Origin of the sequence: Lentibacillus daqui, assembly GCF_027186265.1 — a bacterium.
Lineage (GTDB): Bacteria > Bacillota > Bacilli > Bacillales > Amphibacillaceae > Lentibacillus_C > Lentibacillus_C daqui.
Genome location: NZ_CP114176.1, coordinates 110,107 through 132,694 on the forward strand (window position 1 = coordinate 110,107; position 22,588 = coordinate 132,694).

A 22,588-nucleotide genomic window follows, 5' to 3' on the forward strand; every position below is an offset into this window, starting at 1 on the left:
CGATATGAGTGGGAGGGGAAATCCCTATTACCACATCACGGACTTTAAGGAGGTGTGTCTCGTGGCTAAAAAAGTAATCAAATTAGTAAAATTGCAAATCCCGGCTGGAAAAGCAAACCCAGCACCACCGGTAGGACCGGCATTAGGTCAAGCGGGTGTAAACATCATGGGATTTTGTAAGGAATTTAATGCACGTACGCAAGATCAAGCTGGTATGATTATTCCGGTTGAAATCACGGTTTTTGAAGACCGTTCATTTACATTTGTTACAAAAACTCCCCCTGCAGCTGTTCTGCTGAAAAAAGCAGCTGGAATAGATACTGCATCAGGTGAGCCGAATCGTAATAAAGTCGCCACAGTAAAACGCGACAAAGTAAAAGAAATTGCGGAAACCAAAATGCCTGACTTAAATGCTGCTGATGTAGATGCAGCGATGCGTATGGTTGAAGGAACAGCCAAAAGCATGGGCATTGCGATAGAAGACTAATACAAAAAGCGTAAACGGCCGCTGGAGCTAGACTAACACAACTAGACTAACACAAAAAGTTGAATGCTCATCATTTGATAGTACAGGTTGCGATAACGGGTGTTGTTTTGCCCTCGCAGCCTTTTTCGTGAAAGACAGGCATCGTACGGTAAGCCAAGGATAAGGGTCTCAATCAGATGGATCTGGTCTTGGCAAGCGGGGGAACAGGAAGGGTTGTTTTCCCAAGTGGGAGGTATAACCGCTATAAACCACAAACCATAGGAGGAAATAAAATGGCTAAAAAAAGTAAAAGGTATCAAGAAGCAGTAAAGCTTGTTGATCGTTCAAAATCATATGAACCACAAGAAGCGATTGCATTAGTAAAACAAACGGCTAAGGCCAACTTTGATGAAACGGTTGAAGCTGCATTTCGTTTGGGTGTAGATCCGAAGAAAGCTGACCAGCAAATTCGTGGTGCTATGGTACTACCACACGGAACCGGTAAAACACAACGTGTACTGGTTTTTGCAAAAGGTGACAAAGCAAAAGAGGCAGAGGCCGCTGGTGCAGATTATGTAGGAGATCAGGATCTCATCAATAAAATCAACCAAGGATGGTTTGATTTTGATGTTATTGTTGCAACACCAGACATGATGGCTGAGGTTGGTAAATTGGGACGTGTGCTTGGACCAAAAGGTTTAATGCCTAACCCTAAAACTGGTACAGTTACTTTTGAAGTGGAAAAAGCCGTTAACGAAATTAAAGCTGGTAAAGTAGAATACCGTGTTGATAAATCAGCAAACATTCATGTACCAATCGGCAAAATTTCATTTGATAATGAAAAATTGGTTGATAATTTCGCGGCAATCACCGAACAACTGATCAAGGTTAAGCCACAGGCAGCAAAAGGTGTTTATATGCGTAATGCCAGTGTAACATCAACAATGGGTCCTGGAGTTCGCGTAGATATCTCCAGTTATCGTTAAATCGAGGATTGACTTTTTGTTTGCAAAACGTTATACTAAGTTGCGTTATTAAATCGAATACGTTATACCGTAGACAGCAGGTGCGAGATAATCGCTTAATTTCCCGCCGAGGTGGTTAAAGACAAATATATTATCATTGATAACTATTTTTGTTGGAAAAGCCTTCATGTCTACATGAAGGCTTTTCCTTTGATGTCCGGTATGATGGAGAACATTACAGGAGGTGGAATAATGGCAAACACAAATGTTATTGAGCAAAAGAAACAACTTGTCCAAGATATAGCTGACAAATTTAGTGCCAGTCAATCAACGGTATTAGTTGATTATCGCGGCCTTGATGTTGCTGAAGTGACCGAGTTACGTAAACAACTTCGCGATGCAAACGTTGAATTTAAAGTTTACAAGAACTCCATGGCCCGCCGTGCTGTTGAATCTGCGGAACTTGGAGAACTAACTGATGTACTGGTTGGTCCGACCGCCATTGCATTTAGTAATGAAGATGTTATTGCACCAGCCAAAATTTTGAATAGCTTTGCCAAGGAACATGACGCATTGGAAATCAAAGGCGGCGTTATTGAAGGCGAAATTGCCACGCTTGAACAAATCAGCGAACTTGGTAACCTGCCAAACTACGAAGGTATGGTCGCTATGTTGCTTAGTGTATTACAAGCTCCGATCCGCAACTTTGCATATGCTGCAAAATCGGTTGCTGATCAAAAAGAAGAACAAGGTGCTTAAACCACAACCTATTCTGGAATAAACGAATAATTAAATGAAATTAGGAGGAAAAATCATGACAAAAGAGCAAATTATTGATGCTATTAAAGAAATGTCAGTTCTAGACTTGAACGATCTTGTTAAAGCAATTGAAGAAGAATTTGGAGTAACAGCTGCAGCACCAGTTGCAGTAGCAGGTGGCGCTGGCGGCGGAGAAGCTGCTGAGGAGCAAACAGAATTTGATGTTGTACTTGAAAGTGCCGGAGATTCTAAAATTAAAGTTGTTAAAGCAGTTAAAGAAATCACTGGCCTTGGCTTGAAAGATGCAAAAGATTTAGTAGATAACGCTCCAAAAGCTATTAAAGAAGCTGTATCTAAAGATGAAGCTGAAGAATTAAAAGGTAAACTTGAAGAAGTTGGAGCAACTGTTGAACTGAAGTAGTTAGATAAGAAAGCCTGCTGGATTCCAGTGGGCTTTCCATCTGTTTGGTAAAGCGAGGATGCCGGATCCAGACATTGAACATCCTCTAAAGTGATTCTTTTGGTTTCACTTTTTCTTCCTTAGTACACTATAAACAAAGTGGGTGCAAAATGGCCGAGCAATACTTTTCACAACAACCCCAATCTGAAAGTTCACCCAAGACATGGAGCTATCAATTAAAAGGCAAATTGTATACATTCACAAGTGATCATGGCGTATTTTCGAAAAACGAGGTTGATTTTGGTTCGCGGTTATTGATCGAGGAATTTAAAGAACCGGATCAACATGGAGATTTGCTCGATCTTGGCTGCGGATACGGACCAATCGGTATTTGCGTTGCCGACCATTTATCAAATCGGCGTGTAGTAATGACTGACATTAATGAACGTGCCTTAAAATTGGCTCGTGAGAATGCGGCTATGAACCATGTTAATAATGTAGAGCTTTTCCACAGTGATCGATTTGCCAATTTATTGGATCGAAAATTCGCTGCCATCCTTACTAATCCACCGATAAGGGCCGGCAAAAAAACCGTTCATGCCATGTTGGAAGAAAGCAAACTCGCCTTATTAGACCAAGGTGAATTATGGGTAGTCATGCAAAAGAAGCAAGGAGCACCATCAACGAAAGACAAATTACAAACATTATTTGGAAATGTAGAGGTGGTCGCGCGTTCGAAAGGCTATTATATTATGCGCGCTAAAAATTAGAGTAATGTTATTACCATGCTTGATTAAATCTAAAGTGTAACGTTTGACCTTGTATTTCTACTATGGTATTATAATAAAATGCTAACATGGAAATGCTTTGTCAAGGGGAATTTTTGTGGAAATCAAACGTATATTTCATTGGTGAACGGAGACAATGATAAAATGGGAAACTTATCTAATTAGAGAAGCCGCACGTTTTTTATTTTAATGCTTCTCGCTATAGGCTCCCTGTTGATGGTTTATGCAGCGGTTAAGTTTTGTTGATATCCGCTCATCACGAATTGATTTTATCATTCCATCAAGACCACCTTACATTTATAGTAGCATGTTTAGCAGATTTTAGTAAGAGTTTATTTTATGTTTATGATTCGAGGAACAGAACCGAAATGGCAAATCGTTTTGGTTATGTTTTTCTAATATAATAGTTGTTTTTCAAGTTTGTGTGATGAAAAATGATGGATTTGAGAGGTGAAGCAGTTGACAGGTCAATTAGTTCAATATGGACGGCACCGCCAACGCAGGAGCTATGCGCGCATTAGTGAGGTTTTGGAACTACCTAACCTAATCGAAATCCAAACCGCTTCTTATCAATGGTTTTTAGAAGAAGGATTGCGGGAAATGTTTCAGGACATTTCACCGATTGAGGATTTTACTGGAAACCTATCATTGGAATTTGTCGATTATAGTTTAGGTGAACCCAAATACCCTGTCGATGAATCGAAGGAACGAGATGTTACGTATAATGCTCCGCTTCGTGTGAAGGTTCGTTTAATTAATAATGAAACCGGTGAAGTAAAAGAGCAGGAAGTATTTATGGGTGACTTCCCGCTTATGACTGATACAGGCACATTTATTATCAATGGAGCCGAGCGTGTTATCGTGTCACAGCTTGTTCGCTCTCCAAGTGTCTATTACAACGAAAAAATTGATAAAAATGGGAAAAGGGGCATCACTGCAACAGTCATCCCAAATCGTGGGGCATGGTTGGAGTTTGAAACAGATGCAAAAGATGTTGCCTATGTCCGGATTGACCGAACACGTAAACTGCCAATTACCGTGTTATTACGTGCGCTTGGATTTGGAACAGATCAGGAAATCATTGACCTGATCGGTGAAAATGAATACTTGAAAAATACATTAGATAAAGATAATACAGAAACAACGGAAAAGGCACTCCTTGAAATTTATGAGCGTTTACGTCCTGGTGAACCACCAACCGTAGACAACGCCAAAAGTCTATTAATTTCCCGTTTTTTTGATCCTAAACGGTATGATTTAGCACATGTTGGCAGATACAAGATGAACAAGAAACTGCACATAAAAAATCGTTTGTTTAATCAGGTCCTGGCTGAACCGGTTGTTGATCAGGAGACTGGAGAAGTGTTGGCGCAAAAAGGGGATCGACTAGAACGGAAATTACTAAACAAACTGCTCCCTTATTTGGAAAAAGACGAAGAAATGCTGGGCGAACAAATCCTTGAACCACATGACGGTGTGTTGGAAGAGCCGATTCGGATTCAGTCGATTAAAATTATGGATCCAACTGACCCTAGTGGAGAACGGGAATTAACAGTTATCGGTAACGCAGGGATTGAAAACAGTGCGAAAAACATCATGCCTGCAGATATATTATCAGCAATTAGTTATTTCTTTAACCTGCTGTACAAAGTTGGCGATACGGATGATATCGACCATCTTGGTAACAGAAGGTTGCGTTCCGTTGGTGAATTGCTGCAAAACCAATTTCGCATTGGGCTATCCCGTATGGAACGTGTTGTGCGTGAAAGGATGTCTATTCAGGACACATCCAGTATTACACCACAGCAACTAATTAATATTCGCCCGGTAATTGCTTCTATCAAAGAATTTTTTGGCAGTTCGCAGCTGTCACAATTTATGGATCAAACCAACCCACTGGCAGAGCTTACTCATAAGCGGCGTTTATCTGCATTAGGACCTGGTGGATTAACGCGGGAACGTGCCGGAATGGAAGTTCGTGACGTACACTATTCACACTACGGTCGTATGTGTCCGATTGAAACTCCTGAAGGTCCTAATATCGGTTTGATTAACTCGTTGTCCAGTTATGCCAAAGTAAATAAGTTCGGCTTTATCGAAACACCATATCGTCGGGTTGACCCGGATACTGGCAGAGTAACTGCACAAATTGATTATCTGACCGCTGATGAAGAGGATAATTATGTTGTTGCTCAGGCAAACGCACCTTTAAACGAGGATGGAAGCTTTAGTGAGGAAGAGGTTATTGCTCGTTTCCGCGGGGAGAACACAGCCGTACCGAGAGAACGTATTGATTATATGGACGTATCACCAAAACAAGTTGTTTCGGCAGCGACAGCATGTATTCCGTTCTTGGAAAATGACGACTCCAATCGTGCGTTGATGGGTGCGAACATGCAACGTCAAGCGGTGCCATTGATGAATCCGGAAGCACCGATCGTCGGAACAGGCATGGAGTATGTTTCCGGAAAAGACTCCGGTGCAGCAATTATCTGTCGTCACGCCGGCATTGTGGAACATGTAGAAGCCAAAGAAGTACACGTGCGCCGAATTGCAGAAGTTGACGGAAAAGAAGTTAAAGGTGACCTGGATCGTTATAAATTGCAGAAATATATCCGTTCCAATCAGGGGACATGTTACAACCAGCGTCCAATTGTCAGTGCTGGAGACCGGGTAACTAAAGGTGAGATCCTTGCTGATGGTCCTTCGATGGAAAAAGGTGAGCTGGCACTTGGAAGAAATCCGCTCGTTGCCTTTATGACCTGGGAAGGATATAACTATGAAGATGCGATCATTATGAGTGAGCGTCTTGTAAAAGATGATGTTTATACATCCATTCACGTGGAGGAATATGAATCAGAGTCGCGGGATACCAAGCTCGGACCGGAAGAGATTACAAGGGATATTCCGAACGTTGGTGAAGACGCCTTAAAGAATCTCAACGAACAAGGGATCATCCGTATTGGCGCTGAAGTTACTGATGGCGATATTTTGGTCGGGAAAGTAACACCAAAAGGCGTCACAGAGCTATCCGCAGAAGAACGTCTGCTTCATGCCATTTTTGGTGAAAAAGCGCGTGAAGTTCGTGATACATCACTACGGGTACCGCATGGCGCTGGTGGAATTGTTCTGGATGTCAAGATCTTTAACCGTGAAGACGGCGATGAACTGCCTCCTGGAGTAAATCAGCTTGTACGTGTTTATATTGTACAAAAACGTAAAATTCATGAAGGCGACAAAATGGCAGGCCGCCACGGTAACAAAGGGGTTATCTCGAAAATCTTGCCAGAAGAGGATATGCCGTTTTTACCAGATGGTACCCCAGTTGATATTATGCTTAACCCATTAGGTGTTCCGTCACGAATGAATATTGGACAGGTGTTCGAATTGCACTTGGGTATTGCAGCAAGACGATTAGGTATTCATGTGGCAACACCGGTATTTGATGGTGCAAGGGAAGAAGACGTGTGGGAAACCCTGGAAGAGTCCGGTATGCCGCGGGATGCTAAAACAATACTGTATGATGGCAGAACCGGGGAACCGTTTGATAACCGTGTTTCTGTTGGGGTCATGTATATGATCAAACTGGCACACATGGTTGACGATAAGTTACATGCCCGTTCAACCGGGCCATATTCACTCGTTACACAACAACCGCTCGGTGGTAAAGCACAATTTGGCGGTCAGCGCTTTGGTGAAATGGAAGTTTGGGCGCTTGAAGCATATGGTGCTGCCTATACCTTGCAAGAAATTCTTACTGTTAAATCAGATGATGTTGTTGGTCGTGTGAAAACGTACGAATCGATCGTCAAAGGTGATAATGTACCTGAACCTGGTGTACCAGAGTCATTTAAAGTATTAATTAAAGAACTACAAAGTCTTGGGTTAGACGTCAAGGTTCTATCAAGTGACGAAGAAGAAATTGAAATGCGGGAAATCGAGGAAGAGGATACCGAATCTGCAAGCAAACTTAACCTGGAAGTTGAACAAAGTTAATTACAACCAAAGATGTTGGCATGGAACTTGCTAACATCTTTAGGTTTTAGCATAATGAGGAAATCGGACACTAAAAAGGGAGGTAGGCCCCTTGCTAGATGTAAACAACTTTGAGTATATGAAAATTGGTTTAGCATCATCAGAGAAAATCCGCTCATGGTCATATGGTGAGGTTAAAAAGCCGGAAACGATTAATTATCGTACATTAAAGCCGGAGAAGGATGGGCTTTTTTGTGAGCGTATTTTTGGACCCACGAAGGATTGGGAATGTCATTGCGGAAAGTATAAACGAGTGCGCTACAAGGGTGTTGTATGTGACCGTTGTGGTGTGGAGGTAACCAAGGCAAAAGTTCGTCGTGAGCGGATGGGACATATTGAGCTTGCCGCACCAGTTTCACATATTTGGTATTTTAAAGGAATCCCGAGCAGAATGGGACTCGTACTGGATATGTCACCACGTGCATTGGAAGAGGTTATTTATTTCGCGGCATATATTGTCACTGATCCCGGCAGTACGCCATTGGAGAGGAAGCAATTATTATCCGAGAAAGAATACCGTGCCTATTATGATAAATATGGGAAAACGTTCAAGGCACAAATGGGCGCCGAGGCAATTCGCAAACTTCTTGAGGATATTGACCTCGACAAAGAGGCGGATATACTAAAAGAAGAACTCAAAACGGCGCATGGTCAACGACGCACCCGTGCAATTAAACGATTGGAAGTACTGGAGGCATTCCGTCATTCCGGTAATGAACCGTCCTGGATGGTTATGGATGTGTTGCCGGTTATCCCGCCTGAAATCAGGCCGATGGTTCAATTGGACGGCGGACGTTTTGCAACCTCTGATTTAAATGATTTATATCGTCGCGTTATTAACCGCAATAATCGTTTGAAGCGCCTCCTGGATCTTGGTGCACCAAGTATTATTGTGCAAAATGAGAAACGAATGCTGCAGGAAGCAGTCGATGCTTTAATCGATAACGGTCGCCGCGGCCGCCCGGTAACCGGCCCAGGTAACCGGCCGTTAAAATCATTGTCACATATGCTGAAGGGAAAACAAGGTCGCTTCCGCCAAAACTTATTAGGTAAGCGGGTTGATTATTCCGGCCGTTCTGTTATCGTTGTTGGACCACACTTGAAAATGTACCAGTGTGGCTTGCCAAAGGAAATGGCTTTGGAACTGTTTAAACCGTTTATCATGAAAGAACTTGTGGAAAAGGGATTGGCGCATAACATTAAATCAGCCAAACGTAAAATTGAGCGGGTTCATCCTGAGGTTTGGGATGTTTTAGAAGATGTTATTAAAGAACATCCGGTATTGCTTAACCGGGCTCCAACCTTACACCGACTTGGGATTCAGGCTTTTGAACCGACATTGGTTGAAGGTCGTGCGATTCGTTTGCATCCACTTGTTTGTACAGCATACAATGCCGATTTTGATGGAGACCAAATGGCGGTACACGTACCGTTGTCAGCTGAAGCGCAGGCGGAAGCACGAATTTTAATGCTTGCTGCCCAGAACATCCTGAACCCGAAAGATGGCAAACCAGTTGTTACGCCGTCTCAGGACATGGTGTTGGGAAACTATTATTTAACGCTTGAACGGGAGAATGCAATTGGTGAAGGCTCTGTTTTTAACGATATCAATGAAGCGTTAATTGCTTACCAAAATGGTTATGTACATTTGCACACACGAATAGCTGTTAAGGCATCTAGTGTAAACAATGAGACCTTTACTGAAAAACAGCAAAATCAATTGTTACTAACAACGGTAGGGAAATTAATATTTAATGAGATTTTATCTGATTCGTTCCCATATATTAACGAACCAACCAAGACCAATCTTGAGGTTCGGACACCGGAGAAATATTTCGTGGAAAACGGAACGAATATAAAAGAGGAAATTGAAAAACGTGAGCTGATCAAACCATTCAAAAAAGGGTTTTTGGGCGATATTATTGCGGAAGTATTCAAGAAATTTAAAGTCAGTGAAACTTCCAAAATGCTTGACCGCATGAAGGACCTTGGCTACAGCTTTTCTACCAAGGCTGGTATGACAGTTGGGGTATCCGATATTGTGGTATTGAAAGAAAAAGAGGATATTCTGGAAGATGCACAGCAAAAAGTAGATAAGGTATTGAAACAATTTCGTCGTGGTTTAATCACGGAGGAAGAACGCTATGACCGTGTTATTGCGGTATGGTCACAAGCGAAGGATACCATTCAGGATAAATTGATGGGGTCGCTGAATGCTCGTAACCCAATTTTCATGATGAGCGATTCCGGAGCACGTGGTAATGCTTCCAACTTCACGCAGCTTGCTGGTATGCGCGGTCTAATGGCTAACCCATCTGGACGTATTATTGAGTTACCGATTAAATCAAGCTTCCGTGAAGGGCTAACTGTATTGGAGTACTTTATTTCCACACACGGAGCCAGAAAAGGATTAGCCGACACGGCATTGAAGACAGCTGACTCTGGTTACTTAACGCGTCGTCTTGTTGATGTTGCTCAAGATGTTATTGTCAGGGAAAACGATTGTGGAACAGATCGAGGCTTAACTGTTGAGGCGTTAACAGATGGTACTGAAGTGATCGAACCGCTTGTGGACCGTCTCATTGGCCGGACCGCATTTGAAACAGTGCGTCATCCGGAAACAGGTGATACAATCGCTGAATTTAACACGTTAATCACGGAAGATCAGGCAAAACAAATCGTTGAAGCAGGTATTGAGCAGGTTACTATTCGTTCCGCATTTACATGTAACACGAAACACGGGGTATGTAAGAAATGTTATGGCCGTAACCTGGCAACTGGTGATGAGGTTGAAGTTGGTGAGGCAGTTGGAATCATCGCAGCCCAATCAATTGGTGAACCTGGTACACAGTTAACTATGCGTACTTTCCATACAGGCGGAGTTGCTGGTGATGATATCACACAAGGTCTCCCTCGTATTCAGGAATTGTTTGAGGCGCGTAATCCAAAAGGTCAGGCCGTAATCACAGAAATTTTTGGAACGGTTAAAGAGATTAAAGAAGTAAAAGACAAACAGGAAATTGTCATCCAGGGTGACGTAGAAGAAAAGTCATACGCTGTTCCGTACAATGCACGGCTTAAAGTATCACTTGATGATCAAGTCATTGCCGGACAGGAATTGACTGAGGGTTCTGTGGATCCGAAAGAATTGCTGCGCGTACAAGGTGTAGATGGCGTACAGAATTACCTCCTGCGTGAAGTGCAGCGTGTATATCGCATGCAGGGTGTTGAAATTGGCGATAAACACGTGGAGGTTATGGTACGACAAATGCTTCGTAAAATCCGCATTATGGATGGCGGTGATACGGATGTTCTGCCTGGTTCATTACTGGAAATACACCAGTTTAAAGAGGCCAATCAGGAAGTCCTTCATGAAGAAAGACAGCCGGCTGTTGGCAAACCGGTATTACTCGGTATTACAAAAGCATCGTTGGAAACAGATTCATTCCTGTCTGCTGCGTCCTTCCAAGAAACAACGCGTGTCTTAACGGATGCTGCTATAAAAGGAAAACGGGATGAGCTGCTTGGTTTGAAAGAAAACGTCATTATTGGTAAGCTGGTACCTGCTGGAACAGGTATTGACAGGTACCGGAAAATTGAAGCAGCTATTGATGAGCCACAGGAAGATGAACAAGAAGAAGTAGTGCAATAAACAGCAAAAAAAGAAGTAGAGATAAAGAAAAAGTATAGTAAGTAATCGGAAGCACCTTATAGTGCGTGTTCAAAAAGGAGGATAAAAAGGACCGAGAAGTTCTAGGCGGCGTAGCTTTGAGCACCGGAGTGTACATAAAAGGTACATGAGGAGCGGAAAAGCAAGCCAACGACGAAATTCGACGTGTCATTTTTACCGGACTTTTTGAACATCCTCTTATATGAGTTTCATCTAAATTTGTGTTGACATTAAAAAAAGACAATGGTACTATATTCAAGGTGCTTCCGATTATACTTGTTTGCTTTGGAGGATATTACGATGTCTTATGAAAAAGTAACTCAGGTTCGCTCAGGATTAATAATCGGTATAAAGCAGACGCTTAAAGCCATGGAAAAAGGCGTCATCAGTGAAGTAGTTGTTGCGAACGATGCAGATCAGCAAATGATTGAAGAGGTAGTGCGTTTGGCTGATGAACTAAATATTTCCATAGATCGTGTTGATTCAATGAAAAAGCTTGGCGCAGCTTGTGGAATAGATGTTGGTGCATCAACTGTAGCAATTAAACATGATTAGTTTTGGCGAGGGCCCTCGTGAAAGCTTTGTTTTTTGTTTAAAAATGAACCACCTGGGTACGTGGTATTACAAATTGCTGTGGCACCAGGTGGTACAAGACGATATTTTTACAGTTTATACTTGAAGGGAGGATAATAAAGTGCCTACAATTAACCAACTTGTACGTAAAGGCCGTGTCAGCAAAACAAAACAATCTGACTCACCTGCATTAAACAAAGGGTACAATAGTTTTAAAAAATCATTCACCGATCTTTCGTCTCCGCAAAAACGTGGTGTTTGTACCCGTGTAGGAACATTGACACCGAAGAAGCCTAACTCGGCACTTCGTAAATATGCCCGTGTTCGTTTGTCAAACAACATTGAGGTAACAGCTTATATTCCTGGTATTGGCCACAACTTGCAAGAACATAGTGTTGTGCTTATCCGCGGCGGACGTGTAAAAGACCTGCCAGGGGTACGGTACCATATTGTTCGCGGTGCACTTGACACAGCCGGTGTTGAAGGACGTGCACAAGGACGTTCAAAATATGGAACAAAGAAAAAGAAATAATAACAGCCAGGTATAAAGCGTTCAAAAAGGCAATTAAAGGGAATCGTTCTTTTTTCGTGCCTTTTGAACTTCAACCAAGATTCTGAGAAAGGAGGGGGACATATGCCACGAAAAGGACCAGTACCTAAACGCGATGTCTTACCGGATCCATTATACAATTCAAAATTAGTAACTCGTTTAATCAATCAAATCATGGTTGACGGCAAACGAGGCAAAGCACAAAAAATTCTTTATAAAGCATTTGAACTTGTTGGCGAACGAAGCGGTCAAAACGCAATGGAAGTTTTTGAACAAGCAATGAAAAATGTTATGCCAGTACTTGAGGTGCGTGCCCGCCGTGTTGGTGGATCAAACTACCAGGTACCAATGGAAGTGAGACCTGAACGACGTCAAGCATTGGGGCTTCGTTACATTGTTAACTATTCTCGACTCCGCGGAGAGAAAACAATGGAAGAACGCCTTGCAAACGAAATTCTGGACGCATCAAACAACACAGGTGCATCTGTTAAAAAACGCGAAGAAATGCACAAGATGGCAGAAGCAAACAAAGCATTTGCTCACTATCGTTGGTAAAATTTCAGGCGTGTTCAAAAGAAAAATAAAAGAACCGGGGTCGGCTAAGATTTTTGTCGTTCTGTTGTAATGCCAATACTATATCCGAAATTCGGAGTTCATTTTATACTTTTTGAACAGCTTATACACTAAATGTTTTCACAAGAAAGGAGAAGAATACATGCCGAGAGAGTTCTCCTTGGAAAAGACGCGCAATATTGGTATTATGGCGCATATTGACGCAGGTAAAACCACTACAACTGAGCGTATTCTTTTCTATACAGGACGTATTCATAAGATTGGTGAAACACATGAAGGTGCCTCTCAAATGGACTGGATGGAGCAAGAGCAGGAACGCGGAATTACGATTACTTCCGCTGCAACGACTGCCCAATGGAAGAACCATCGTATTAACATCATTGATACACCAGGCCACGTAGACTTCACAGTTGAGGTGGAACGTTCATTGCGTGTCCTTGATGGTGCTGTAACAGTCCTTGATGCACAGTCGGGTGTTGAACCACAAACAGAAACAGTGTGGCGCCAAGCAACCACATATGGCGTGCCACGTATTGTGTTTATTAACAAAATGGATAAGATCGGTGCTGACTTCATGTATGCGACCGGTACACTAAAACAACGGTTAGGTGCCAATGCCCATCCGGTTCAATTGCCAATTGGTGCAGAGGATAATTTTGAAGGTCTCATTGATCTAGTCACGATGGAAGCTTATTACTATGAGGACGATTTAGGAACTCGTGCAGATGCCCGGGAAATTCCTGATGAGTATAAAGACAAAGCTCAAGAAATGCGCGATTCATTAGTTGAAGCTGTTGCCGAACTTGATGAAGATTTGATGATGAAATATTTGGAAGGCGAAGAGATTTCCGAAGAGGAACTAAAAGCCGCCATTCGTCAGGCAACATTGAATGTTGAATTCTACCCAGTGTTTGGTGGATCAGCATTTAAGAACAAAGGTGTTCAATTAATGCTTGATGGTGTTATTGATTACCTTCCAGCACCAACGGATGTACCGCCAATCGAAGGTATCATGCCAGATTCTGAAGAGAAAGTGACACGGCCGTCAGATGACGATGCACCATTTTCAGCGCTGGCATTTAAAGTAATGACAGACCCGTATGTTGGTAAACTGACATTCTTCCGCGTTTATTCCGGAACATTGGACTCCGGTTCATATGTGAAGAACTCAGTAAAAGACAAACGGGAACGGGTTGGACGGATTCTGCAAATGCACGCCAATCACCGTCAGGAAATTTCCACTGTTTATTCTGGTGAAATCGCTGCTGCAGTAGGATTGAAGGATACCGGAACCGGTGATACGCTATGTGCCGAAAAAGACACGGTCATCCTGGAATCCATGGAATTCCCGGAACCGGTTATTTCCGTAGCGATTGAACCAAAAACCAAAGCTGACCAGGATAAAATGGGCATTGCATTAGGGAAGCTTGCGGAAGAAGATCCAACATTTAAAACGGAAACAAACGTTGAGACTGGTCAAACAATCATTTCCGGTATGGGAGAACTTCACCTGGATGTCATTGTTGACCGCCTGAAACGCGAATTCAAAGTAGAAGCCAATGTTGGTGCGCCACAAGTTGCGTACCGTGAAACTTTCCGTTCTTCTGCTGAGGTTGAAGGTAAATTCATTCGTCAATCTGGCGGACGTGGACAATATGGTCACGTTTGGGTTAAATTTGAACCTAATGAAGAAGGAGCAGGCTTTGAGTTTGAAAACAAAATTGTTGGCGGAGTTGTTCCACGTGAATACATTCCCGCTATCGAAGCAGGCATTAAAGAATCCATGGAAAATGGTGTGTTAGCCGGTTATCCGTTAATTGATGTCAAAGCTACATTATTTGATGGCAGCTACCATGATGTTGACTCTAATGAAATGGCATTTAAGATTGCTGCATCAATGGCGTTGAAGGCAGCGAAAAACAAATGTAACCCAGTACTGCTTGAACCAATTGAGAAGGTTGAAATCACCATTCCTGAAGAATATATGGGTGACATTATGGGAGATGTAACCTCCCGTCGCGGACGTGTAGAAGGCATGGAAGCACGTGGCCCAGCGCAAATGATCAAAGCATTTGTACCCCTTTCGGAAATGTTTGGTTATGCAACTGCATTGCGTTCAAACACACAAGGACGTGGACAATATACGATGCATTTTGATCACTATGAAGAAGTGCCAAAAAGCATCTCTGAAGAAATTATCAAAAAAAATGCTGGTGAATAATTGATTTTTTGATAAATCTAAAGTATAACTTTAATGAAGGTAAGGAAAATAACCCAAATAAGTTATTTTCCTACCATCATAATATACATGTTCATTTAATTAAAGGAGGAAATATAAATGGGTAAAGAAAAATTCGATCGCTCGAAAAGTCACGTAAACATTGGAACAATCGGTCACGTTGACCATGGTAAAACAACATTAACTGCAGCAATTACCACTACATTGCATAAGAAATCAGGTAAAGGTACTGCAATGGCATACGATCAAATCGACGGTGCTCCAGAAGAAAAAGAACGTGGAATCACGATTGCAACTTCACACGTTGAGTATGAAACGGATTCCCGTCACTATGCGCACGTTGACTGTCCAGGCCACGCTGACTATGTTAAAAACATGATCACTGGTGCAGCACAAATGGACGGTGCGATTCTGGTAGTATCTGCTGCCGATGGTCCAATGCCGCAAACTCGTGAACATATCCTGTTGTCACGTAACGTTGGTGTACCTGCTATCGTTGTTTTCCTGAACAAATGTGACATGGTTGATGACGAAGAGCTATTAGAATTGGTAGAAATGGAAGTTCGCGATCTATTAACTGAGTACGACTTCCCTGGTGATGATGTACCAGTAATCAAAGGCTCTGCATTAAAAGCACTTGAAGGTGACGCTGACTATGAAGCTAAAATCTTTGAATTGATGGATGCAGTTGACGAATATATTCCAACACCAGAACGTGATCATGAAAAAGCATTCATGATGCCTGTTGAGGACGTATTCTCTATCACTGGCCGTGGTACAGTTGCTACTGGTCGTGTAGAACGCGGAACTGTTAAAGTTGGTGATGAAGTTGAAATCATCGGCCTTAACGAAAAACCAGGAAAAACTACTGTTACTGGTGTAGAAATGTTCCGTAAGTTGCTTGACTATGCAGAAGCTGGTGATAACATCGGTGCATTACTTCGTGGTGTAGCCCGTGAAGATATCAATCGTGGTCAAGTGTTGGCTAAACCAGGCTCAATCACACCACACACGAACTTTAAAGCTGAAGTTTATGTATTGTCAAAAGAAGAAGGTGGACGTCATACACCATTCTTTGCTAACTATCGTCCACAATTCTATTTCCGTACAACGGATGTGACTGGTGTTATTACACTACCAGAAGGCGTAGAAATGGTAATGCCTGGCGATAACATTGAAATGACTGTTGAACTCATTTCACCAATCGCTATTGAAGATGGTACCCGCTTCTCTATCCGTGAAGGTGGACGTACTGTTGGATCAGGCGTTGTAACAACTATTGAAAAATAATTGTTGATAAAATAAGCTAGCTTGAAATGTTAGACAGGCGGTGTGACGACACCGTCTGTTTTTTTGGTTTATGGAAGCTGCGTGTGATGGGTATTTGTTGTTGGGGAGTTTAGCTCCTGTTGTGAGTTCGGCACGTACGTCGCCAACCGGGCGCTAACTTGTTTAAAAAAACTCCCGTCATCCCTTGCATTCCGTGTAAAAAGTAAGTATAATACATAAATGTGCAATCTAATGGGTACAAGTGTTAAATTAGGCTTATGACCATACATGATGACGGTTATACTTATATTAACCAGAAAAAAAGGGTTGCATTGACCATCATGATTCTATATAATTGAAATGTTGGTCACAAGGCGATGAAGTGGAAGGTTGTTGGCACACCCGGCCCCTTTGCCATGGCGGGTGGTCAAGAAATTTTCACGGAGAATGTCTATTATAAAATGGGCGTAAAGGAGGGAAAATAATGGCAAAAGAAAAGATTAGAATCCGTTTAAAAGCGTACGATCATCGAATTTTGGATCAGTCCTCAGAAAAAATTGTAGATACTGCAAAGCGATCTGGAGCAGCCGTTTCCGGTCCAATCCCGTTACCTACAGAGAAATCTGTTTATACGGTGTTGCGTGCAGTGCACAAATACAAAGATGCACGTGAGCAATTCGAAATGCGCACACATAAACGGTTGATAGATATTGTTAATCCAACACCACAAACGGTGGATTCATTAATGCGTCTTGATTTACCATCCGGTGTGGATATTGAAATTAAACTTTAATAAATTTTGTACCAAATAGGAGGTGTAACGGATGACGAAAGGAATCTTAGGTCGTAAAATCGGCATGACACAGCTTTTTTCTGAGAACGGAGAATTGCTTCCTGTTACAGTTATTCAAGCTGAGCCAAACGTAGTCCTGCAGAAACGGACGATGGAGAATGACGGCTATGAAGCTATTCAAATTGGATTTGCTGATGAAAAGGAATCTCGCACGAATAAAGCAGAAAAAGGGCATGCTGAAAAAGCAAACACAACCCCTAAGCGCTACGTTCGTGAAATCCGTAACGCAAATCTTGATGAATATGAAGTAGGTCAGGAAATTAGCGTTGAAGTATTTCAAGCTGGAGACAAAATTGATGTAACTGGAACATCAAAAGGGAAAGGTTTCCAAGGTGCAATCAAACGGCACAATCAGCAGCGCGGACCAATGGGACACGGGTCACACTTCCATCGTGCACCTGGTGCAATGGGTGATATTGATCCAATGCGTGTCTTCAAAGGAAAAAGTCTGCCAGGTCAAATGGGCGGCGAACAGGTTACGATCCAAAACCTTGAAGTAGTTAATGTAGATGCACAGCGCAATCTAATTCTTGTCAAAGGTAATGTACCTGGTGCGAAAAAGTCATACGTAAAAGTCACAAGTGCAATCAAGGCTAACTAATTATACAAACGAAGGGAGGATATGTCATGCCTAAAGTAGCACTATTTAAACAAGATGGTTCACAAGCAGGAGATATGGAGTTGACCGATTCCGTTTTTGGCATTGAACCGAATACCCATGTATTACATGAAGCTGTTGTTATGCAACAGGCATCATTGCGTCAAGGCACCCATGATGTGAAAAATCGTTCAGAAGTACGTGGCGGTGGTCGCAAACCATGGCGTCAAAAAGGTACCGGCCGTGCTCGTCAAGGTTCCATTCGTGCTCCGCAATGGGTAGGCGGCGGAACAGTTTTTGGTCCAACACCACGGAGTTACAGCTACAAATTGCCGAAAAAGGTACGTCGTCTGGCACTTAAATCAGCGCTATCTTCCAAAGTAAATGAAGAAAATCTGGTTGTTCTTGACGGTATAACAATCGATGTCCCAAAAACAAAAGAAATTGTCAACATGCTTCAAGCTTTGAACGTGGATAACAAGGCATTAATTGTTACAGCGGAAAAAGATGAAACGGTAATCCGTTCAGCAAACAACCTTCAAACAGTAAAAGTACTTACTGTAGAAGAAGTGAATGTAGTTGATTTACTCACGCATGACAAGCTGATTCTGACGAAGGATGCGGCTGAAAAAGCAGGGGAGGTGCTTGCATAATGGAAGGTTCAAGAGATATTATTAAGCGCCCTGTCATTACAGAGAACTCTGCCGAATTAATGGCAGATAAGAAATATACGTTCGAAGTAAGCCCCAAAGCGAATAAAACACAAATCAAAGATGCTGTGGAAGATGTCTTTGGTGTGAAAGTAATTAAAGTAAACACGTTAAATGTAAAAGGTAAATTCAAACGAATGGGTCGGTATGGCGGTTATCGCTCAGATCGTAAAAAGGCTATCGTCCAGCTTTCGGAAGACAGTAAAGAACTGGATTTCTTTGAAGGCTAAAAGTTAATGTGAAGGAGGGAAAACAAGATGGCGATTAAAAAATTCAGACCAACTTCAAATGGTCGACGTAATATGTCGATATCTGATTTTGCGGAGATTACAACAGATCAACCAGAAAAATCCCTGTTAAGCCCGATATATAAACGTGGCGGCCGCAATAACCAGGGAAAATTAACTGTTCGTCATCAAGGTGGTGGACACAAGCGTCAATACCGGATGATCGATTTCAGACGGAATAAAGACGGTATACCCGGACGCGTTGCTACTATTGAGTATGATCCTAACCGCACAGCAAATATTGCTTTAATTCATTATGCAGACGGTGAAAAACGCTATATATTAGCACCAAAAGGACTCAAAGTAGGCCAGCAAATTGAATCTGGCGAGAATGCTGATATTAAACTAGGTAATGCACTGGCACTAAAAGATATTCCGGTTGGTACAGTTGTTCATAACATTGAATTAAAACCGGGGAATGGTGGTCAATTAGCCAGATCTGCTGGTGCTGAGGCACAAATTCTTGGTCGCGAAGGAAAATATAGTTTGGTACGTTTAGGTTCTGGAGAGGTTCGGTTAGTTTTATCAACTTGCCGTGCAACAATTGGCCAGGTTGGTAATGTGGAACATGAACTTATTCGTGTTGGTAAAGCGGGCCGCACGCGTTGGTTAGGCAAGCGCCCAACCGTACGTGGATCTGTTATGAACCCTAATGATCACCCACATGGTGGTGGTGAAGGACGCGCACCAATCGGACGCAAATCACCAATGTCACCTTGGGGTAAACCTACACTTGGATACAAAACACGTCAACGCAATAAGCAAACAGATAAGTATATCGTGCGTTCACGTAAAAAATAACGGTATAGACGGGAAGTTCCCCCGTATCTAACTTTGAAAGGAGGTTTATCCATGGGTCGCAGTTTGAAAAAAGGACCTTTTGCAGATGACCATCTAATGAAGAAGATAGAGAAATTAAATGAAGACGACAAGAAACAGGTTGTAAAAACGTGGTCTCGTCGTTCAACTATATTCCCTCAATTTATTGGTCACACTGTGGCTGTTTATGACGGGCGCAAACATGTGCCAGTTTATATTACGGAAGACATGGTCGGACATAAATTAGGTGAATTCGCGCCAACCCGGACGTTTAAAGGGCACGCAGGCGATGATAAGAAAACAAAACGCTAATGAGAGGAGGCGCTCTATATGCAAGCTAAAGCCGTTGCTAAATCCGTTCGTATTGCTCCTCGTAAAGTTCGCTTAGTAATAGATTTAATTCGAGGAAAAAACGTTGGTGAGGCTATTGCCATTTTACGCCATACCCGACGTGGTGCTTCTCCAGTCGTAGAAAAGGTGCTCAACTCAGCAATCGCAAATGCCGAACACAACTACGAAATGGATACAGACAGTTTGGTTATATCAGAAGCATTTGTAAATGAAGGTGCTACGCTGAAACGTTTTCGTCCACGGGCACAAGGACGTGCAAGTAAAATCAACAAACGCACAAGCCACATTACAGTGGTTGTCACAGAAAAGAAGGAGGGATAGTCAGTGGGTCAAAAGGTAAATCCTCAAGGTCTGCGTGTCGGTATAATTCGTGACTGGGAGTCAAAATGGTACGCAGGCAAAGACTATGCAGACTTACTACATGAAGATATTAAAATCAGAGAATATCTTGAAAACCGTCTACGTATTGCTGCTGTGTCTTCTATTGAAATTGAACGTGCAGCAAACCGTGTTAACATCACCATTCACACTGGTAAGCCAGGTATGGTAATCGGTAAAGGCGGTTCAGAAGTAGAAGCTTTACGTAAATCATTAAACAGCTTGACTGGCAAACGTGTCCATATTAATATTGTTGAGATCAAAAAAGTGGATTTGAATGCTACATTAGTTGCTGAAAATATTGCTCGTCAATTAGAGAATCGTATCTCTTTCCGCCGTGCACAAAAGCAGGCTATTCAACGTGCTATTCGTGGAGGCGCAAAGGGAATAAAAACACAAGTATCCGGACGTCTGGGTGGAGCGGATATCGCCCGTGCGGAGCATTATAGTGAAGGAACAGTACCATTGCACACATTGCGCGCTGACATTGATTATGGAACAGCTGAAGCAGACACTACTTATGGTAAATTGGGTGTTAAAGTGTGGATCTATCGTGGTGAAATCCTTCCAACAAAAACTGATAACTAAGGAAGGGGGCAATGCATTATGTTAATGCCAAAACGTGTAAAATATCGTAGACAACACCGTGGCCGTATGAAAGGTCAAGCAAAAGGTGGTAAAACAGTAGCATTTGGTGAGTACGGCCTGCAAGCAATTGATGCATCATGGATTACAAGTCGTCAAATTGAGGCTGCTCGTATTGCTATGACCCGTTACATGAAACGTGGCGGTAAAGTGTGGATTAAAATTTTCCCAGATAAACCTTATACCAAAAAACCTCTTGAAGTTCGTATGGGATCCGGTAAAGGGGCCCCTGAAGGATGGGTCGCTGTTATAAAACCTGGGAAAATCATGTTTGAAATCGCCGGTGTATCTGAGGAAGTCGCACGTGAAGCATTGCGTCTTGCTTCTCATAAACTGCCGATTCGAACCAAATTCGTAAAACGTGAAGAAATTGGTGGTGAAATCAATGAAGGCTAATGAGATTAGAGAGCTAACCACTGCCGAAATTGAACAAAAGGTCAAAACGTTAAAGGAAGAACTATTTAATTTGCGCTTTCAATTAGCAACTGGACAATTGGAAAATACGGCACGAATTCGTGAAGTTAAGAAATCAATTGCACGTATGAAAACAGTTGTACGTCAACGTGAAATAAGTGTGAATAACTAACGTAAATAAGAGAGGAGGTTAGCCTCAAAATGACTGAACGTAACAATCGTAAAGTATATACCGGCCGTGTAGTATCAGATAAAATGGACAAAACGATCACAGTTTTGGTTGAAACCTATAAGTTCCATAAATTATACGGTAAACGTGTAAAATACTCGAAAAAATTTAAAACACATGATGAAAACAATCAGGCAAAAATTGGTGATATCGTACGCATCATGGAAACACGCCCGCTTTCAGCCACTAAGCGTTTCCGTTTGATTGATGTTGTTGAAGAAGCGGTCATTATTTAATAAAAGTTCGCTCAGGAAGATCCGAAGGGAGGTCACTCTTTATGATTCAACAGGAAACTAGTTTAAAAGTTGCAGACAACTCTGGTGCCCGTGAAGTTCTAGCAATTAAAGTATTAGGCGGATCTGGACGTAAAACAGCTAATATTGGTGATGTCATTGTTTGTTCGGTGAAACATGCAACACCAGGCGGCGTTGTCAAAAAAGGTGAAGTTGTTAAAGCTGTTATTGTACGCAGCAAATCCGGAATGCGCCGTAAAGATGGATCGTATATTCGTTTTGATGAAAATGCTGCCGTAATTATCCGTGATGACAAAAGTCCAAGAGGTACACGTATCTTCGGACCAGTTGCTCGGGAATTGCGTGATGCAAAGTTCATGAAAATCGTATCTCTAGCTCCAGAAGTTTTATAAACCAAATGTTTAGACCTTGCCAAGGAGGTGCGTAAAGCATGCATGTAAAAAAAGGTGATAAAGTCAAAGTTATTTCCGGAAAAGATCGTGGCAAACAAGGGACTATTTTAGAAGCATATCCTAAAAAAGAACGTGTCATTGTCGAAGGAATCAACATGGTGAAAAAGCACGCCAAGCCTTCACAAGATAATCCTCAGGGTGGAATTCTCGATCAGGAAGCTGCTATTCATGTTTCCAATGTAATGCCAATTGACCCGAAATCAGGTGAACCAACTCGTGTTGGGTATGAAGTACGGGACGGCAAAAAGGTTCGTATCGCGAAAAAATCCGGTGAAGCATTAGATAAGTAATTTTCGGCGAAAGGAGGGCGC

At 42.3% G+C, this 22,588-nt stretch carries 25 protein-coding genes and 1 other annotated feature; all 25 genes read left to right on the forward strand.

Annotated features, from left to right (window positions below):
- Window positions 1-61: 61 nt before the first annotated feature.
- The 25 genes from rplK to rplX all read left to right on the forward strand — a co-directional run bounded on the left by rplK (window position 62) and on the right by rplX (window position 22,567).
- Window positions 62-487, forward strand: coding sequence for a 50S ribosomal protein L11 (gene rplK / locus O2S85_RS00585; protein ID WP_269410866.1), 426 nt, complete (start codon window positions 62-64; stop codon window positions 485-487).
- 272 nt (window positions 488-759) lie between these two features.
- Entirely contained in the window at window positions 760-1,452 is a 693-nt protein-coding gene (gene rplA, locus O2S85_RS00590) for a 50S ribosomal protein L1 (RefSeq protein WP_269410867.1), read from the forward strand.
- A 49-nt stretch (window positions 1,453-1,501) separates the two neighbouring features.
- Window positions 1,502-1,649: a sequence feature (ribosomal protein L10 leader region), on the forward strand.
- Window positions 1,650-1,683: 34 nt separating this feature from the next.
- Window positions 1,684-2,190: a 50S ribosomal protein L10 gene (rplJ, locus tag O2S85_RS00595; protein WP_269410868.1), complete on the forward strand. Its 507-nt coding sequence runs from the start codon at window positions 1,684-1,686 to the stop codon at window positions 2,188-2,190.
- A 55-nt stretch (window positions 2,191-2,245) separates the two neighbouring features.
- Window positions 2,246-2,611, forward strand: coding sequence for a 50S ribosomal protein L7/L12 (gene rplL, locus O2S85_RS00600; RefSeq protein ID WP_269410869.1), 366 nt, complete (start codon window positions 2,246-2,248; stop codon window positions 2,609-2,611).
- A 149-nt stretch (window positions 2,612-2,760) separates the two neighbouring features.
- Window positions 2,761-3,360, forward strand: coding sequence for a class I SAM-dependent methyltransferase (locus tag O2S85_RS00605; RefSeq protein ID WP_269410870.1), 600 nt, complete (start codon window positions 2,761-2,763; stop codon window positions 3,358-3,360).
- 477 nt (window positions 3,361-3,837) lie between these two features.
- Entirely contained in the window at window positions 3,838-7,374 is a 3,537-nt protein-coding gene (gene rpoB / locus O2S85_RS00610; protein WP_269410871.1) for a DNA-directed RNA polymerase subunit beta, read from the forward strand.
- Between the two features lie 91 nt (window positions 7,375-7,465).
- Entirely contained in the window at window positions 7,466-11,065 is a 3,600-nt protein-coding gene (rpoC, locus tag O2S85_RS00615; RefSeq protein ID WP_269410872.1) for a DNA-directed RNA polymerase subunit beta', read from the forward strand.
- Window positions 11,066-11,383: 318 nt separating this feature from the next.
- Window positions 11,384-11,638 carry a 50S ribosomal protein L7ae-like protein gene (locus O2S85_RS00620; RefSeq protein ID WP_269410873.1) on the forward strand — a complete coding sequence of 85 codons (255 nt, stop codon included), beginning with the start codon at window positions 11,384-11,386 and terminating at the stop codon, window positions 11,636-11,638.
- Between the two features lie 139 nt (window positions 11,639-11,777).
- Complete coding sequence (gene rpsL / locus O2S85_RS00625) at window positions 11,778-12,188, forward strand: 30S ribosomal protein S12 (protein ID WP_269410874.1); 411 nt, start codon at window positions 11,778-11,780, stop codon at window positions 12,186-12,188.
- A 102-nt stretch (window positions 12,189-12,290) separates the two neighbouring features.
- Entirely contained in the window at window positions 12,291-12,761 is a 471-nt protein-coding gene (rpsG, locus tag O2S85_RS00630; RefSeq protein WP_269410875.1) for a 30S ribosomal protein S7, read from the forward strand.
- Window positions 12,762-12,921: 160 nt separating this feature from the next.
- Complete coding sequence (gene fusA, locus O2S85_RS00635) at window positions 12,922-15,000, forward strand: elongation factor G (RefSeq protein ID WP_269410876.1); 2,079 nt, start codon at window positions 12,922-12,924, stop codon at window positions 14,998-15,000.
- A gap of 117 nt (window positions 15,001-15,117) precedes the next feature.
- Window positions 15,118-16,308 carry an elongation factor Tu gene (tuf, locus tag O2S85_RS00640; protein ID WP_269410877.1) on the forward strand — a complete coding sequence of 397 codons (1,191 nt, stop codon included), beginning with the start codon at window positions 15,118-15,120 and terminating at the stop codon, window positions 16,306-16,308.
- A 463-nt stretch (window positions 16,309-16,771) separates the two neighbouring features.
- Window positions 16,772-17,080, forward strand: coding sequence for a 30S ribosomal protein S10 (rpsJ, locus tag O2S85_RS00645; protein ID WP_269410878.1), 309 nt, complete (start codon window positions 16,772-16,774; stop codon window positions 17,078-17,080).
- Between the two features lie 31 nt (window positions 17,081-17,111).
- Window positions 17,112-17,741 (forward strand): 50S ribosomal protein L3, encoded by a 630-nt coding sequence (gene rplC / locus O2S85_RS00650; protein ID WP_269410879.1) that lies wholly within the window; start codon window positions 17,112-17,114, stop codon window positions 17,739-17,741.
- A 26-nt stretch (window positions 17,742-17,767) separates the two neighbouring features.
- Window positions 17,768-18,391 carry a 50S ribosomal protein L4 gene (gene rplD, locus O2S85_RS00655; protein ID WP_269410880.1) on the forward strand — a complete coding sequence of 208 codons (624 nt, stop codon included), beginning with the start codon at window positions 17,768-17,770 and terminating at the stop codon, window positions 18,389-18,391.
- Window positions 18,391-18,678, forward strand: a complete 288-nt coding sequence (gene rplW, locus O2S85_RS00660) for a 50S ribosomal protein L23 (RefSeq protein ID WP_269410881.1) — start codon at window positions 18,391-18,393, stop codon at window positions 18,676-18,678. Before rplD ends, rplW begins: the two co-directional genes overlap by 1 nt.
- A 27-nt stretch (window positions 18,679-18,705) precedes the next feature.
- The gene (gene rplB / locus O2S85_RS00665) at window positions 18,706-19,536 is read left to right on the forward strand and encodes a 50S ribosomal protein L2 (RefSeq protein ID WP_269410882.1); all 831 of its coding nucleotides are present in this window, start codon (window positions 18,706-18,708) and stop codon (window positions 19,534-19,536) included.
- 51 nt (window positions 19,537-19,587) lie between these two features.
- Entirely contained in the window at window positions 19,588-19,866 is a 279-nt protein-coding gene (gene rpsS / locus O2S85_RS00670) for a 30S ribosomal protein S19 (RefSeq protein ID WP_269410883.1), read from the forward strand.
- A gap of 18 nt (window positions 19,867-19,884) precedes the next feature.
- The gene (gene rplV / locus O2S85_RS00675; protein WP_269410884.1) at window positions 19,885-20,226 is read left to right on the forward strand and encodes a 50S ribosomal protein L22; all 342 of its coding nucleotides are present in this window, start codon (window positions 19,885-19,887) and stop codon (window positions 20,224-20,226) included.
- 3 nt (window positions 20,227-20,229) lie between these two features.
- Window positions 20,230-20,871 (forward strand): 30S ribosomal protein S3, encoded by a 642-nt coding sequence (gene rpsC, locus O2S85_RS00680; RefSeq protein WP_269410885.1) that lies wholly within the window; start codon window positions 20,230-20,232, stop codon window positions 20,869-20,871.
- Window positions 20,872-20,889: 18 nt separating this feature from the next.
- Window positions 20,890-21,324, forward strand: coding sequence for a 50S ribosomal protein L16 (gene rplP / locus O2S85_RS00685; RefSeq protein ID WP_269410886.1), 435 nt, complete (start codon window positions 20,890-20,892; stop codon window positions 21,322-21,324).
- On the forward strand, window positions 21,314-21,514 hold the full coding sequence (rpmC, locus tag O2S85_RS00690; protein WP_269410887.1) for a 50S ribosomal protein L29: 201 nt from the start codon (window positions 21,314-21,316) through the stop codon (window positions 21,512-21,514). The genes rplP and rpmC overlap by 11 nt, the downstream gene beginning before the upstream one ends.
- Before the next feature lie 29 nt (window positions 21,515-21,543).
- Window positions 21,544-21,807, forward strand: a complete 264-nt coding sequence (gene rpsQ / locus O2S85_RS00695) for a 30S ribosomal protein S17 (protein WP_269410888.1) — start codon at window positions 21,544-21,546, stop codon at window positions 21,805-21,807.
- Window positions 21,808-21,848: 41 nt separating this feature from the next.
- Window positions 21,849-22,217: a 50S ribosomal protein L14 gene (gene rplN, locus O2S85_RS00700; protein ID WP_269410889.1), complete on the forward strand. Its 369-nt coding sequence runs from the start codon at window positions 21,849-21,851 to the stop codon at window positions 22,215-22,217.
- A gap of 38 nt (window positions 22,218-22,255) precedes the next feature.
- Window positions 22,256-22,567: a 50S ribosomal protein L24 gene (gene rplX, locus O2S85_RS00705; RefSeq protein WP_269410890.1), complete on the forward strand. Its 312-nt coding sequence runs from the start codon at window positions 22,256-22,258 to the stop codon at window positions 22,565-22,567.
- Window positions 22,568-22,588 lie beyond the last annotated feature (21 nt).

What these genes read in the sequence shown, in the direction of transcription:
- O2S85_RS00620 (WP_269410873.1), top strand. Translation starts at nt 11,384, where the DNA reads ATGTCTTATGAAAAAGTAACTCAGGTTCGCTCAGGATTAATAATCGGT.
- rpsS (WP_269410883.1), top strand. Translation starts at nt 19,588, where the DNA reads ATGGGTCGCAGTTTGAAAAAAGGACCTTTTGCAGATGACCATCTAATG.
- rplA (WP_269410867.1), top strand. Translation starts at nt 760, where the DNA reads ATGGCTAAAAAAAGTAAAAGGTATCAAGAAGCAGTAAAGCTTGTTGAT.
- fusA (WP_269410876.1), top strand. Translation starts at nt 12,922, where the DNA reads ATGCCGAGAGAGTTCTCCTTGGAAAAGACGCGCAATATTGGTATTATG.
- rplN (WP_269410889.1), top strand. Translation starts at nt 21,849, where the DNA reads ATGATTCAACAGGAAACTAGTTTAAAAGTTGCAGACAACTCTGGTGCC.
- rplJ (WP_269410868.1), top strand. Translation starts at nt 1,684, where the DNA reads ATGGCAAACACAAATGTTATTGAGCAAAAGAAACAACTTGTCCAAGAT.
- rplC (WP_269410879.1), top strand. Translation starts at nt 17,112, where the DNA reads ATGACGAAAGGAATCTTAGGTCGTAAAATCGGCATGACACAGCTTTTT.
- tuf (WP_269410877.1), top strand. Translation starts at nt 15,118, where the DNA reads ATGGGTAAAGAAAAATTCGATCGCTCGAAAAGTCACGTAAACATTGGA.
- rplX (WP_269410890.1), top strand. Translation starts at nt 22,256, where the DNA reads ATGCATGTAAAAAAAGGTGATAAAGTCAAAGTTATTTCCGGAAAAGAT.
- rpsG (WP_269410875.1), top strand. Translation starts at nt 12,291, where the DNA reads ATGCCACGAAAAGGACCAGTACCTAAACGCGATGTCTTACCGGATCCA.
- rplP (WP_269410886.1), top strand. Translation starts at nt 20,890, where the DNA reads ATGTTAATGCCAAAACGTGTAAAATATCGTAGACAACACCGTGGCCGT.
- rpmC (WP_269410887.1), top strand. Translation starts at nt 21,314, where the DNA reads ATGAAGGCTAATGAGATTAGAGAGCTAACCACTGCCGAAATTGAACAA.
- rplL (WP_269410869.1), top strand. Translation starts at nt 2,246, where the DNA reads ATGACAAAAGAGCAAATTATTGATGCTATTAAAGAAATGTCAGTTCTA.
- rpsQ (WP_269410888.1), top strand. Translation starts at nt 21,544, where the DNA reads ATGACTGAACGTAACAATCGTAAAGTATATACCGGCCGTGTAGTATCA.
- rplV (WP_269410884.1), top strand. Translation starts at nt 19,885, where the DNA reads ATGCAAGCTAAAGCCGTTGCTAAATCCGTTCGTATTGCTCCTCGTAAA.
- rplB (WP_269410882.1), top strand. Translation starts at nt 18,706, where the DNA reads ATGGCGATTAAAAAATTCAGACCAACTTCAAATGGTCGACGTAATATG.
- O2S85_RS00605 (WP_269410870.1), top strand. Translation starts at nt 2,761, where the DNA reads ATGGCCGAGCAATACTTTTCACAACAACCCCAATCTGAAAGTTCACCC.
- rpsJ (WP_269410878.1), top strand. Translation starts at nt 16,772, where the DNA reads ATGGCAAAAGAAAAGATTAGAATCCGTTTAAAAGCGTACGATCATCGA.
- rplW (WP_269410881.1), top strand. Translation starts at nt 18,391, where the DNA reads ATGGAAGGTTCAAGAGATATTATTAAGCGCCCTGTCATTACAGAGAAC.
- rplD (WP_269410880.1), top strand. Translation starts at nt 17,768, where the DNA reads ATGCCTAAAGTAGCACTATTTAAACAAGATGGTTCACAAGCAGGAGAT.